This window comes from Streptomyces aurantiacus JA 4570 (assembly GCF_000414115.1).
GTDB lineage: Bacteria > Actinomycetota > Actinomycetes > Streptomycetales > Streptomycetaceae > Streptomyces > Streptomyces aurantiacus_A.
The window spans coordinates 29,410-42,327 of the sequence record NZ_AOPZ01000478.1; the positions used below are offsets into that span (position 1 = coordinate 29,410).

The 12,918-nt window shown below is 67.2% G+C and carries 11 protein-coding genes and 1 tRNA gene; 1 reads left to right on the forward strand and 11 read right to left on the reverse strand.

What is annotated here, in order from left to right; translation table 11 throughout:
- Window positions 1-46 precede the first annotated feature (46 nt).
- From rpoB to STRAU_RS35345, 11 genes are all read right to left on the reverse strand, one after another.
- Window positions 47-3,532 (reverse strand): DNA-directed RNA polymerase subunit beta, encoded by a 3,486-nt coding sequence (rpoB, locus tag STRAU_RS35295; RefSeq protein WP_016645186.1) that lies wholly within the window; start codon window positions 3,530-3,532, stop codon window positions 47-49.
- A 619-nt stretch (window positions 3,533-4,151) separates the two neighbouring features.
- On the reverse strand, window positions 4,152-4,541 hold the full coding sequence (rplL, locus tag STRAU_RS35300; RefSeq protein WP_016645187.1) for a 50S ribosomal protein L7/L12: 390 nt from the start codon (window positions 4,539-4,541) through the stop codon (window positions 4,152-4,154).
- Between the two features lie 110 nt (window positions 4,542-4,651).
- Window positions 4,652-5,179 carry a 50S ribosomal protein L10 gene (rplJ, locus tag STRAU_RS35305; RefSeq protein WP_016645188.1) on the reverse strand — a complete coding sequence of 176 codons (528 nt, stop codon included), beginning with the start codon at window positions 5,177-5,179 and terminating at the stop codon, window positions 4,652-4,654.
- Between the two features lie 332 nt (window positions 5,180-5,511).
- Window positions 5,512-6,366 (reverse strand): SCO4651 family lipoprotein, encoded by an 855-nt coding sequence (locus STRAU_RS35310; protein ID WP_016645189.1) that lies wholly within the window; start codon window positions 6,364-6,366, stop codon window positions 5,512-5,514.
- A gap of 159 nt (window positions 6,367-6,525) precedes the next feature.
- The gene (locus STRAU_RS35315) at window positions 6,526-7,428 is read right to left on the reverse strand and encodes an SCO4651 family lipoprotein (RefSeq protein WP_016645190.1); all 903 of its coding nucleotides are present in this window, start codon (window positions 7,426-7,428) and stop codon (window positions 6,526-6,528) included.
- A 177-nt stretch (window positions 7,429-7,605) separates the two neighbouring features.
- Window positions 7,606-8,328, reverse strand: coding sequence for a 50S ribosomal protein L1 (gene rplA, locus STRAU_RS35320; RefSeq protein WP_016645191.1), 723 nt, complete (start codon window positions 8,326-8,328; stop codon window positions 7,606-7,608).
- Between the two features lie 79 nt (window positions 8,329-8,407).
- On the reverse strand, window positions 8,408-8,842 hold the full coding sequence (rplK, locus tag STRAU_RS35325) for a 50S ribosomal protein L11 (protein WP_016645192.1): 435 nt from the start codon (window positions 8,840-8,842) through the stop codon (window positions 8,408-8,410).
- Between the two features lie 212 nt (window positions 8,843-9,054).
- On the reverse strand, window positions 9,055-9,582 hold the full coding sequence (locus tag STRAU_RS35330; protein WP_016645193.1) for a hypothetical protein: 528 nt from the start codon (window positions 9,580-9,582) through the stop codon (window positions 9,055-9,057).
- A 267-nt stretch (window positions 9,583-9,849) separates the two neighbouring features.
- Entirely contained in the window at window positions 9,850-10,734 is an 885-nt protein-coding gene (gene nusG / locus STRAU_RS35335) for a transcription termination/antitermination protein NusG (protein WP_016645194.1), read from the reverse strand.
- A gap of 77 nt (window positions 10,735-10,811) precedes the next feature.
- Window positions 10,812-11,096: a preprotein translocase subunit SecE gene (secE, locus tag STRAU_RS35340; protein ID WP_016645195.1), complete on the reverse strand. Its 285-nt coding sequence runs from the start codon at window positions 11,094-11,096 to the stop codon at window positions 10,812-10,814.
- A 106-nt stretch (window positions 11,097-11,202) separates the two neighbouring features.
- Window positions 11,203-11,275, reverse strand: a tRNA-Trp gene (locus STRAU_RS35345).
- Between the two features lie 252 nt (window positions 11,276-11,527).
- Between STRAU_RS35345 and STRAU_RS35350 the strand changes: the two genes are divergently transcribed.
- The gene (locus STRAU_RS35350; protein ID WP_016645196.1) at window positions 11,528-12,763 is read left to right on the forward strand and encodes a pyridoxal phosphate-dependent aminotransferase; all 1,236 of its coding nucleotides are present in this window, start codon (window positions 11,528-11,530) and stop codon (window positions 12,761-12,763) included.
- Window positions 12,764-12,918 lie beyond the last annotated feature (155 nt).

Sequence of the window (12,918 nt, forward strand, 5' to 3'; positions counted from 1 at the left end):
GGGTCCTGGGGCCGGCGGGCTCAAGCTTGAGCCCGCCGGACTCCCGTCAGACCTCTTCGACGCTGCTCGGCTCGCGCCGGGACAGGTCGATGCCGAGCTCCTCCGCAGCGCGGAAGACGTCCTCGTCCGTGTCGCGCATCTCGATGGACATGCCGTCCGAGGACAGCACCTCCACGTTGAGGCAGAGCGACTGCATTTCCTTGATGAGCACCTTGAAGGACTCGGGAATGCCGGGCTCGGGGATGTTCTCGCCCTTGACGATGGCCTCGTAGACCTTCACGCGGCCGGTCACGTCGTCGGACTTGATCGTCAGCAGCTCCTGGAGGGCGTAGGCGGCGCCGTAAGCCTCAAGCGCCCACACCTCCATCTCGCCGAAGCGCTGGCCACCGAACTGAGCCTTACCACCCAGCGGCTGCTGGGTGATCATCGAGTACGGACCGGTCGAGCGGGCGTGCAGCTTGTCGTCGACCAGGTGGTGCAGCTTGAGGATGTACATGTACCCGACCGAGATCGGGTCCGGGAACGGCTCGCCGGAGCGGCCGTCGAACAGACGCGCCTTGCCGGAGGGGAGCACCATGCGCTCGCCGTCGCGGTTCGGGATCGTGTGCTGGAGCAGACCGGCCAGCTCGTCCTCGCGGGCACCGTCGAAGACCGGGGTCGCGACGTTGGTGCCCGGGGCGACCGAGTCGGCGCCGATCGCCTGCAGGCGCTGCGCCCACTCGTCCCCGAGCCCGGAGACGTCCCAGCCGCGGCTGGCGAGCCAGCCGAGGTGGATCTCCAGGACCTGTCCCGGGTTCATTCGGGACGGGACACCCAGCGGGTTGAGGATGATGTCGACGGGCGTGCCGTCCTCAAGGAAGGGCATGTCCTCGATCGGGAGGATCTTGGAGATGACGCCCTTGTTTCCGTGACGACCGGCGAGCTTGTCACCGTCCGTGATCTTGCGCTTCTGCGCCACGTAGACACGAACCAGCTGGTTCACGCCCGGCGGCAGCTCGTCGCCCTCTTCACGGTCGAAGACGCGGACGCCGATGACCTTGCCGATCTCGCCGTGCGGGACCTTCAGGGAGGTGTCACGGACCTCGCGGGCCTTCTCACCGAAGATCGCGCGGAGCAGGCGCTCCTCCGGCGTCAGCTCGGTCTCGCCCTTGGGCGTGACCTTGCCGACGAGGATGTCGCCGGCGACGACCTCGGCACCGATCCGGATGATGCCGCGCTCGTCGAGGTCGGCGAGGACCTCCTCGGAGACGTTCGGGATGTCCCGGGTGATCTCCTCGGGGCCGAGCTTGGTGTCACGGGCGTCGACCTCGTGCTCCTCGATGTGGATCGAGGAGAGGACGTCGTCCTGCACGAGGCGCTGCGACAGGATGATCGCGTCCTCGTAGTTGTGACCCTCCCACGGCATGAACGCCACGAGCAGGTTCTTGCCGAGGGCCATCTCGCCCTCTTCGGTGGCCGGACCGTCGGCGAGGACCTGGCCCTCGATGACGCGGGCCCCCTCCTCGACGACGACCTTCTGGTTCACCGAGGTGCCCTGGTTGGAGCGGGAGAACTTGGCGACGCGGTACGTGGTGTACGTGCCGTCGTCGTTGGTGACGGTGACGTAGTCCGCGGAGACCTCCTGGACCACACCCGCCTTCTCGGCCTTGATCACGTCACCGGCATCGACCGCGCAGCGGTACTCCATGCCGGTGCCGACGAGGGGAGCCTCGGCGGTGATCAGCGGCACGGCCTGACGCATCATGTTCGCGCCCATGAGGGCACGGTTGGCGTCGTCGTGCTCGAGGAAGGGGATCATGGCGGTCGCGACCGACACCATCTGGCGCGGCGAGACGTCCATGTAGTCCACGTCGGAACCGGCGACGTAGTCGACCTCGCCACCACGGCGGCGGACCAGGACGCGGTTCTCGGCGAAGCGCATGTCATCGGTGAGCGGCGCGTTGGCCTGCGCGATGACGAAGCGGTCCTCCTCGTCGGCGGTCAGGTAGTCGACCTCGTCGGTGACCTGGTCGTCGGCGACCCTGCGGTACGGCGTCTCGACGAAGCCGAACGCGTTGACACGGCCGTACGAAGCCAGCGAACCGATCAGACCGATGTTCGGGCCTTCGGGGGTCTCGATCGGGCACATGCGGCCGTAGTGGGACGGGTGCACGTCACGGACCTCGAAGCCGGCCCGCTCACGGGAGAGACCACCCGGGCCAAGAGCCGACAGACGGCGCTTGTGGGTGAGACCCGACAGCGGGTTGTTCTGGTCCATGAACTGCGACAGCTGGCTGGTGCCGAAGAACTCCTTGATGGAGGCGACGACCGGCCGGATGTTGATCAGCGTCTGCGGCGTGATCGCCTCGACGTCCTGGGTCGTCATGCGCTCGCGCACGACGCGCTCCATACGAGCCAGACCCGTGCGGACCTGGTTCTGGATGAGCTCGCCGACGTTGCGCAGACGGCGGTTGCCGAAGTGGTCGATGTCGTCGGTCTCGACGACGATGCCCACGCCGCTGTCACCGACGGTCTCGGTCTCACCGGCGTGCAGCTTCACCAGGTACTTGATCGAGGCGATGATGTCCTCGACCGTCAGGACGCCCGCGTCGAGCGGAGCGTCCGCACCCAGCTTCTTGTTGACCTTGTAGCGGCCGACCTTCGCGAGGTCGTAGCGCTTGGGGTTGAAGTAGAGGTTCTCGAGCAGCGTCTGAGCGGCCTCACGGGTCGGCGGCTCGCCCGGGCGCAGCTTGCGGTAGATGTCGAGCAGCGCGTCGTCCTGGCCCTGGGTGTGGTCCTTCTCCAGGGTGGCGCGCATGGACTCGTACTCGCCGAACTCCTCGAGGATCTGCTCGGTGGTCCAGCCGAGAGCCTTCAGGAGCACGGTGACCGACTGCTTGCGCTTGCGGTCGATGCGGACACCGACCATGTCGCGCTTGTCGATCTCCATCTCCAGCCAGGCACCCCGGGACGGGATGATCTTGGCGGAGAAGATGTCCTTGTCGGACGTCTTGTCGATGGAGGAGTCGAAGTAGACACCGGGCGAACGGACGAGCTGCGACACCACGACACGCTCGGTGCCGTTGATGACGAAGGTGCCCTTGTTCGTCATGAGCGGGAAGTCGCCCATGAAGACCGTCTGAGACTTGATCTCACCGGTCTCGTTGTTGGTGAACTCGGCGGTGACGAAGAGCGGGGCGGCGAACGTGAAGTCGCGCTCCTTGCACTCGTCGATCGAGTTCTTCGGAGGCTCGAAACGGTGGTCGCGGAAGGTCAGCGACATCGACCCGGAGAAGTCCTCGATCGGAGAGATCTCCTCGAAGATCTCCTCCAGACCGGACTTGGTGGGGACGTCCTGTCCGCTTTCCAGAGCCGCCTCGACACGAGCCTTCCACGCGTCATTGCCGAGCAGCCAGTCAAAGCTCTCGGTCTGCAGCGCAAGAAGGTTCGGAACCTCGAGGGGCTCCTTGATCTTTGCAAAGGAGATGCGCAGCGGGGCGGTGCTGGCGCCGTTGTTCGTATTCGCGGTCGAGGCAGTGCGCGAGGCGGCCAAGAGGGGGTCCTTCCGAGGGCTCGGACTCACTACGCGCGTACCGGTCCCTAGCTGGACACAGAGAGAGGCGTTTCCTGATTCACCCACAGAGGGCCAGGTCAGGGCGTTTCAATCCACGGTGCTCAAGCGAGGGCATGCCCCTGGTGACGGGCAGGAGGCAGCTAACAGGCAGCGCAAAGGGTCAGTGTAGCCACCTGGCCCACTGATGTCCAGTCCCGGTTTCCGGGGACCCTGTTTGTTCTCAACACCTGCGGCAAGCCACGTCCTCAACGCACATCGATACTGCCCTCTTCGTCGCCGATCCATGCCTCGGATGCGGATCGTTGTGACGACGCGTCCTGAGAATTGCGCGCTGCGTGCGGTTCGTCAAGGCCCCCCTTGCCCGGACGAGGGCTGGCACCTTCGCCGTCACGGCCCGTCGCCAGGCACAACGAAGATCACCATACTCGCCGCGACCGACAGTGCAAGGCAGCCGCCGCACGCGTACCCGGGAACGCCGAAAGGCGACCACCCACATGGGTGATCGCCTTTCGGTGCCTGTGCGTTACAGCCCGGGGCTGCGGTCACACGGAAGAGTCAGCAGACTCGTGCCACACGCCCTGGGGCGCGTGGCGGGGTGTTACTTGACCTCGACGGAGGCGCCGGCGCCCTTGAGGGCCTCGGCGGCCTTCTCCGCGGCGTCCTTGGCGACCTTCTCGAGGACCGGCTTCGGGGTGCCGTCGACGAGGTCCTTGGCCTCCTTCAGACCCAGGGAGGTCAGCTCACGCACGACCTTGATGACCTGGATCTTCTTGTCGCCGGCGCCGGTGAGGATGACGTCGAACTCGTCCTGCTCCTCGGCGGCCTCGGCGGCGGCGCCACCAGCGGCACCACCGGCGACGACGACCGGCGCGGCAGCGGCGGCGGTGACGTCGAACTTCTCCTCGAACGCCTTCACGAACTCGGAGAGCTCGATGAGGGTCATCTCTTCGAACTGGGCGAGCAGGTCGTCCTGGCTGAGCTTCGCCATGATGGCGGTCCTTCCACTAATTCGGCTGGTGCCGGATGTACATGAGAGGCGGGCGTACAAATGGCCCGCTACGACCGTCGCCTCGGGCGGCGGTCACTGCGCGAGCCGAATTACTCGGCACCGCCCTGCTCGGCCTGCTTGGCGCGAAGGGCGTCCACGGTGCGGACGAGCTTCGACGGAAGCGCCTGGAAGACAGAGGCAGCCTGGGACTGCTTGCCCTTCATGGCACCCGCCAGCTTGCTGAGCAGAACCTCGCGGGACTCGAGGTCCGCAAGCTTCTTGATCTCGTCGGCGGACAGCGCCTTGCCATCAAGGACACCGCCCTTGATGACGAGAGCGGGGTTGTCCTTGGCGAAGTCACGAAGACCCTTCGCCGCCTCGACCGGGTCACCGGTCACGAAGGCGACAGCGGTCGAGCCCTTGAGGTGCTCGTCCAGCTGAATCCCGGCCTCGTTGGCCGCGATCTTGGTCAGCGTGTTCTTCACCACACGGTACTGAGCGTTCTCGCCGAGAGAACGACGCAGCTGCTTGAGCTGCGCCACGGACAGTCCGGTGTACGAAGTGACAACAGCAGCGTTGGAGTCGCGCAGCTTCTGCGTGATCTCCTCGACGGCTGCGACCTTGTCGGACGTCGCCATGAGCCTCGGCCTCCTTCCGGGGTGATGATCCTCGACTGACCTTTCGATCAGCCGCGTGTCGCCGGACCGCCTGAATCAGGCACGCGAGGAAGGGGCTCTGCACAAAACAAAACGCCCCGGCGCAGGCGCACGGGGCATGAGCTCGACCTGACGGCGGGGCCGTCCGGGAGCACTTCCACAGTCACCTGCGCGGGTCGTCCGCAGCTACAGCGGATCCTTCGGCCGTCGCACCCTCTTGCGAGCGCACGACAACGACCAGCGGTCTTTGGCTTCTGTGGAAGATTACGCGAACGACCGCGCAGGAGGCAAATCGGCCATCAGGCGGGCAGCGGTCAGCCGTCCAGGCCCTTCATGTCCTTGGCGAGGTCCATGACCTCGCCCTTCGGCGGGGCCTTGATGGTCACCGGCTTGTTGTAGTCGAGGAACGTGATGGTCATGTCGAGGGGGCCCTTGTCGCCCTTGCCGCGGGCGCGGAACTGCTTGGTGTGGTCCTCGCCGTCGATCCAGATGTCCATCGTGAGCTTGTCGACGCCCATGTCCTCGTACTGCTTGAGGCTCTTCTCGCGGCGCTTCTTGGTGGCCGCGTCCTCGTCCTTCATGAGTTCGCGCATCCGGTCCATCGTGACCGTGCCCGTGTAGTGGGTGGTCTCGACGCCCTCCACCTTCGCGTCGCCGACCTTCTTCAGGTCGTCGGAGCCGGTCAGGAGCGTGGACTGGTCGGCGGGGTTGTTGTCCGCCTGGGCGGAGACCGAGGTGCCGCTCGGCTTCGGACCCCCCTTGCCCATGCTCGCGGCGGGGAACTTGATCCAGCGCTTGCCGTCCATCTCCTTGGCGGCGTCCTCGCCGCCGCCGAGGTAGAGGCCGCCGCCGACGAGCCGGAGCTCCATCTTCTCCGGGCCCTGCTGGGGCGCGGACATCTCCATCTGCATGGCGAGCGGCTTCGTGGTCATGGCCGCCTTGGCCTGGACGCGCCCGTCCCCCGGGACGCTGCCCTTCATGCGGAAGTTGAACGAGGTCAGGTCCTCGGACTTGGCCGCGGCCTTCTTCACGGCCGCCGCGGGCGCCATGTCGCCCCCCGCCTTGTCGGACTTCTCCGACCCACAGCTGACCGCGCCGCCGGCGAGCAGCACGGCCGCGAGCGCGGCGCCCGCGGTTCTCTTGTGTCCGTTGCGTACGGAAATGCTCATGACCCCACCCCTAGGAAACATTTGATCCACTTATTGCGGTGGGCCGAGATTACCCGAAGGAGAGGGGAACTCTCCTTCGGGTATCGCGCTGAGCAGGGCGCCCTCGGGGAGCGTGTGCCCCTGGGGAGCACGTGCCGCGGGGAGCCGCGCGGACGACGGCTAGACGCCGGGCTGCCGGTTCATCAGGTCCTTGAAGTCCGCGGTGTCGCCGGCGGGCGGCTCCTCGGCTGAGACCTCGGTGCCGTAGTCGCTGTAGTAGGCGGTGGCGGAGAGCGTGCCGGTCTTCATCTGGCCGCGCTCGGTCTTCTTCACGAGCAGGTCCTCGTCGTCGACCCAGATGTCGATGGTCTCGGTGGTGATGCCGGCCTGCTCCAACTGGCTCTTCATGTCGGCGAGTTGGGACTCGCTCAGGCCGGAGCCCCGCTCCGCGAGCTCGGCGACGTCGACGGTGCCGGAGTAGTGCGTGGTGTTCACCCCGCGCACCTTCTCCTCGCCGACCCTCTTCACGTCTCCGGAGGCGAGCAGCATCTTCACCGACTGCTGCGGCGTGCTGTTCTGCATCGCGTCCTTCATGTACGCGCCCGAGCCACCGCCGATCTTCTCCAGGTCGTCGTACGCGTACTTCACCCAGTGCTTGCCGCCGGCCTGGGCGGCGAACTGCTCGCCCATCTTCGCGTAGTAGGCCTCGGGCAGATAGCGGGCCTCCATGGACGTGCTGCCGGCCCGGCGCATCGTCTCGGCCATCTGGCCACCGGTGTACGTGATGGTCATGTTGCCGGTGAGGCCGTCGGCCCAGCCGAGGGCGCCCTCGGCCTTCATGGACATCACGGAGCCCATGGTCGTCTCGGACTCGACCTTGGCGGAGTCCGCCTTGTCGGTGGTGCTCTGGATGGCGCGCAGCGCGGATATCGGGCTGGCGTTCAGCCCGCCCTTGCCCTCGCCTCCGCCCTTGGAGCCGTCCGAGCCGTCCGAGTCGTCCGACGAGCCGCAGGCCGTGACCCCGGTCAGTGCCGCCGCGGCCGCGATCGCCAGAGCCACGCGTCGCACAGTCGTGCCGTTCATGTCGTCCCACCCCTTGCGTCGATGGAGAGCCGGCACGGTAGCGCAGCCCGCTCGTCCGCGTATCTCGTACGTATCCGATGTGCCGTGTGCCTACCCGGAGAACGGGACGGGTCCCGCACCCTGAATATGGTTGCGGGACCCGTCACGAACGCGCCAGACGCGCGGCTGTCGTCAGTGTCAGACGGCGGCCGGGTCCTCCTCGGTGAGGAGGTTGCGGGTGCGGTTGGGGTCGACCGGAATGCCGGGGCCCATCGTGGTGGTGATGGACGCCTTCTTGATGTAGCGACCCTTGGCGGCGGACGGCTTCAGACGGAGGATCTCCTCCAGCGCGGCGCCGTAGTTCTCCACCAGCTTGGTGTCGTCGAAGGACGCCTTGCCGATGATGAAGTGCAGGTTCGAGTGCTTGTCGACGCGGAACTCGATCTTGCCGCCCTTGATGTCGTTGACAGCCTTCACGACGTCGGGGGTGACGGTGCCGGTCTTCGGGTTCGGCATCAGACCACGCGGACCGAGCACGCGGCCGAGGCGGCCGACCTTGCCCATGAGGTCCGGGGTGGCGACGACGGCGTCGAAGTCCAGGCGGCCCTTCGCGACCTCGTCGATCAGCTCGTCGGCGCCGACGATGTCGGCCCCAGCGGCTTCCGCGGCCGCAGCACGGTCACCGGTCGCGAAGACCAGGACCCGGGCGGTCTTGCCGGTGCCGTGCGGGAGGTTCACGGTGCCACGGACCATCTGGTCGGCCTTGCGCGGGTCGACACCCAGGCGGAAGGCGACCTCGACGGTGCCGTCGAACTTGGTCGCGGAGGTCTCCTTGGCGAGACGGACGGCCTCGAGCGGGGCGTACAGCTTGTCCCGGTCGATCTTGGCGTCCGCAGCGCGGAGAGTCTTGCTGCGCTTCACTTCTACTCCTGAGTTCAGGTTTGGAGTTCGTGGTCCGGGCCGCGCAGGCCCTGCCACTCAGGTCAAACGGGGTTTGAGGTCAGCCCTCGACCGTGATGCCCATGGAACGGGCGGTGCCGGCGATGATCTTCGACGCGGCGTCCAGGTCGTTCGCGTTGAGGTCGGGCATCTTGGTGGTGGCGATCTCGCGGACCTGCGCCTCGGTGATCTTGGCGACCTTGGTCTTGTGCGGCTCGCCGGAGCCCTTCTCCACGCCCGCGGCCTTGAGGATCATCTTGGCGGCCGGCGGCGTCTTGGTGATGAAGGTGAAGGAACGGTCCTCGTAGACCGTGATCTCCACCGGGATCACCCAGCCACGCTGCGACTCGGTCGCAGCGTTGTACGCCTTGCAGAACTCCATGATGTTCACGCCGTGCTGGCCAAGGGCGGGGCCGACCGGCGGAGCCGGGTTGGCCGCACCGGCCTGGATCTGGAGCTTGATCAGCCCCGTGACCTTCTTCTTCTTGGGAGGCATTGCTCTCTCCGGGTCCTAGTGAGAGTGTTGAGCCGCATCCGAGGCGATGATCATCGATAGTCGCGATCATCCGGATGGAGGCATACCGCCCTACGATAACGGGTATCTCGGCGGGGCCCAAACCGATACTCGAACAGGCCCGCGGGCCCCGACCTCCCAAGGGTCGGGGCCCGCGGCCCTGTGACCCGGCGGCGAGGCCGCCGGGCCCGCTCTCAGCAGCGCTTGGACGTCATGGCCTGGCCCGTGAGCGCGTCGCCGGGCGCGCGCAGCTGACCGATCGCCGCCGTGCACTCGGCCGCCGTGTCGGCGGGCAGCGACCAGAACTCCTGCAGGTTGGTCCTGTTCCACCAGTCCTGGCCGACGACCTCGTCGCGCGCGTAGCTGTACACGCCGGTGCTGACGTCGTAGTCCTTGACCTTGTCGCGGAAGCTCTTCCACACCCAGACGTAGCCGTAGTTCTTCTTGCAGTTCGGCGAGTAGAACTGCTTCACCGACGCGGCGTGGGCGCCGCCCCGGTCGATGTACGCCGTGGTCCCTATCTGGTAGGCGTCGGAACAGACCCCAGCCGCCTGTGCCTTGAGGCTCTTCGGGTTGCCCTGGGCGGAGGGCGCGGTCGACTGGGGAGCGGCCTTTCTGGCGTCGGGCGCGGGCGCGGGGCCGGTGCCCGCCAGGGCGGAGCCGGCACCGAACAGGACGAAGGCGCAGGCAGAGGCAGCAATCGCGGTCTTGCGGGCACGCATCAGGTGATCCCCCTTGCTCGTCGGTGAATGAGCCCGACCGCCATACCGCCGCAGAGCACCACAAATCGCCGCTCATGACGACAGAGGACTCCATAAGCGTGCTGAAGTGTCATGGAGGAAGGGACCGGGCTTTTCCGTCTACAGGTGAGACAGCCCGAGGCCCCGGATGGTTGTGGCGCAGAACACATTTCCCGGGGTCGCCCACGACAGAGCCCCTGAGCTGCGGTTTCCCGCTGCTCAGGGGCTCTGTTGGAAGATCTCGCGAAGCTAGTTCTTCTGGATCTGGTCGAAGCTCAGCTCGACCGGGGTCTCGCGGCCGAAGATCTCGACGAGGCCCTTGACCTTCTTCGAGTCGGCGTTGATCTCGTTGATCGTGGCCTGCAGCGTGGCGAACGGGCCGTCGGTGACGGTGACCGAGTCGCCGACCTCGAAGTCCAGGACCTGGACCTCGACCTTGCGCTGCGGGGCGGGCTTGCCCTCGGCCTCGGCGGCCTCACGGGCGGCCTTCTCCTCGGCCTCCGGGGCGAGCATCTTGACGATCTCGTCCAGGGTCAGCGGGTACGGGTCGTAGGCGTTGCCGACGAAGCCGGTGACGCCGGGGGTGTTGCGGACGACGCCCCAGGACTCATTCGTCAGGTCCATGCGCACCAGCACGTAGCCGGGGAGCTTGTTCTGACGGATGGTCTTGCGCTCGCCGTTCTTGATCTGCGCGACCTCTTCCTGCGGCACCTCGGCCTGGAAGATGAAGTCCTCGACGTTCAGCGAGACGGCGCGCTGCTCGAGGTTGGTCTTCACGCGGTTCTCGTAACCGGCGTAGGTGTGGATGACGTACCACTCGCCGGGCAGGCCGCGCAGTTCCTCGCGCAGGGCGGCGATGGGGTCGACCGGCTCGGCCTCCTCCTCGGGGGCCTCGTCCTCGACGGCCTCGGCGGCGTCGGCGTCCTCGTCGGTCTCGGCGACGGCGCTGCCGCCCGCGGCCGCTTCCTCGTCGGACTCCACGTGCAGGGCCGCTTCCTCGGCGGGCTCGCCCGCGGCGGCGTCGGCAGCTTCGGCCTGGTCCGGGTCCTCGGCGTCCGCCGCCTCGACGATGTCGAGCTGGTCCTCCACGGACTCCGCCGACTCGATGGCGTCGTTCAGGTTCGGGTCAGACACGGTGGCTGCTTCTTCCTGGATACATGGGGGTGGAACACGCGAAAGGGGCGCCTGGTGCGGCGCCCTTCGCTTTCGGCTCAGCCGAAGACGTACTTGATGAGGTTGCTGAAGCCATAGTCAATCACGGTCACGAGACCGATCATGATGACGACGAAGATGATCACGACCGTGGTGTACGTCGTGAGCTGATTGCGCGTCGGCCAGACGACCTTGCGAAGCTCGGCGACGATCTGACGGTAGAACAGCGCCAGCCGGCCCAGCGGGCCCTTCTTGCCGCGCTTGCCGCCCTTGCGCGCCTTCTTCTTGTCGGGCGCCTCGTCCTGGGCATCAGGCATGTCGATGGAGCCCACGGCGTCCGTCACTCGTCTCACCTGATTCCGGGTCGTGGCCGTGCCGCGCCCGGTTGAGCCGCACGGCGGTGCATTGCGGTACGTACATGCGCACACATCCTGGCGAAGGTGTGTGTAGCAGGGCCGGAGGGACTTGAACCCCCAACCGCTGGTTTTGGAGACCAGTGCTCTACCAATTGAGCTACGACCCTTTGATTTCCCCCAACCTACAGCATCCGACCGTACGCACCGAGTGCGTTGGGAAGGTGCTGCCGGTGAGGGCCAACGACGAGTGAGTGTACGTGGTCCGGGGCGCCCCGTCGAACAGGATGGGATCCGCCCGTGGATCCAGGACGGGATCCGCCGGTGGATCCCCTCGCCGTCCGGCTGCCTGCGCGGCCGCCGATCCGACGGTCCTGGAAACCCGTGTGTCCGGGGCATCGCGGGTCTGGAACGATGGGCGCATGAGCGCTGTCACTCCTCCCACCGAGCGCCGGGTCTCCGCCCGAGTCGGCGCGATCTCCGAGTCCGCGACCCTCGCCGTCGACGCCAAGGCCAAGGCCCTCAAGGCCGCCGGGCGCCCGGTGATCGGTTTCGGCGCGGGCGAGCCGGACTTCCCGACCCCGGACTACATCGTCGAGGCCGCCGTCGAGGCGTGCAAGAACCCGAAGTACCACCGCTACACGCCCGCGGGCGGCCTGCCCGAGCTGAAGGCCGCGATCGCCGCGAAGACGCTGCGCGACTCCGGTTACGAGCCCGAGGTCTCCGAGATCCTGGTGACCAACGGCGGCAAGCAGGCCATCTACGAGGCGTTCGCCGCGATCCTCGACCCGGGCGACGAGGTCATCGTCCCGGCGCCGTACTGGACGACGTACCCCGAGTCCATCCGCCTCGCCGGCGGTGTCCCGGTCGAGGTCGTCGCCGACGAGACCACCGGCTACCGCGTCTCCGTGGAGCAGCTGGAGGCCGCGCGCACGGAGAAGACGAAGGTCGTCCTCTTCGTGTCGCCGTCCAACCCGACGGGCGCCGTCTACAGCCGCGAGGACGCGGAGGCCATCGGCCGCTGGGCCCTGGAGCACGGCCTGTGGGTCATGACGGACGAGATCTACGAACACCTCGTCTACGGAGACGCGCAGTTCACGTCTCTGCCCGCGCTCCTGCCCGAGCTGCGCGACAAGTGCGTCGTGGTCAACGGCGTCGCGAAGACGTACGCCATGACCGGCTGGCGCGTGGGGTGGATCATCGGCCCGAAGGACGTGGTGAAGGCCGCGACGAACCTCCAGTCGCACGCCACGTCCAACGTCTCCAACGTCGCGCAGGCCGCCGCCATCGCCGCCGTCTCCGGTGACCTGACGGCCGTCGACAAGATGCGCGAAGCCTTCGACCGGCGCCGCCGGACGATCGTGCGGATGCTGAACGAGATCGACGGCGTGCTGTGCCCGGAGCCCGAGGGCGCGTTCTACGCGTACCCCTCGGTGAAGGCACTCGTCGGGGAGAACGCCAAGGAGATCCGCGGCAAGCGCCCGCAGAACACCGTCGAGCTGGCCGCGCTCATCCTGGAGGAGGCCGAGGTCGCGGTGGTCCCGGGCGAGGCGTTCGGGACGCCGGGCTATCTGCGGCTCTCGTACGCCCTGGGCGACGAGGACCTGGTCGAGGGCGTCTCGCGGCTGCAGAAGCTGCTGGCGGAGGCCCGCGACTGACGGCCACGCGGTTTTCGCGCTCCACGCGCGCGTGACGGGCACCTACGAGTTTTCGTGGGTGCCCGTTTTTTCTTTTCGTGGGTGCCCGTTCTTTCGTGGGTGCCCGTTTGTCCGTTCGGAGAAGTACCCCGTGGGGAAAAGCGGCTACCGGGACC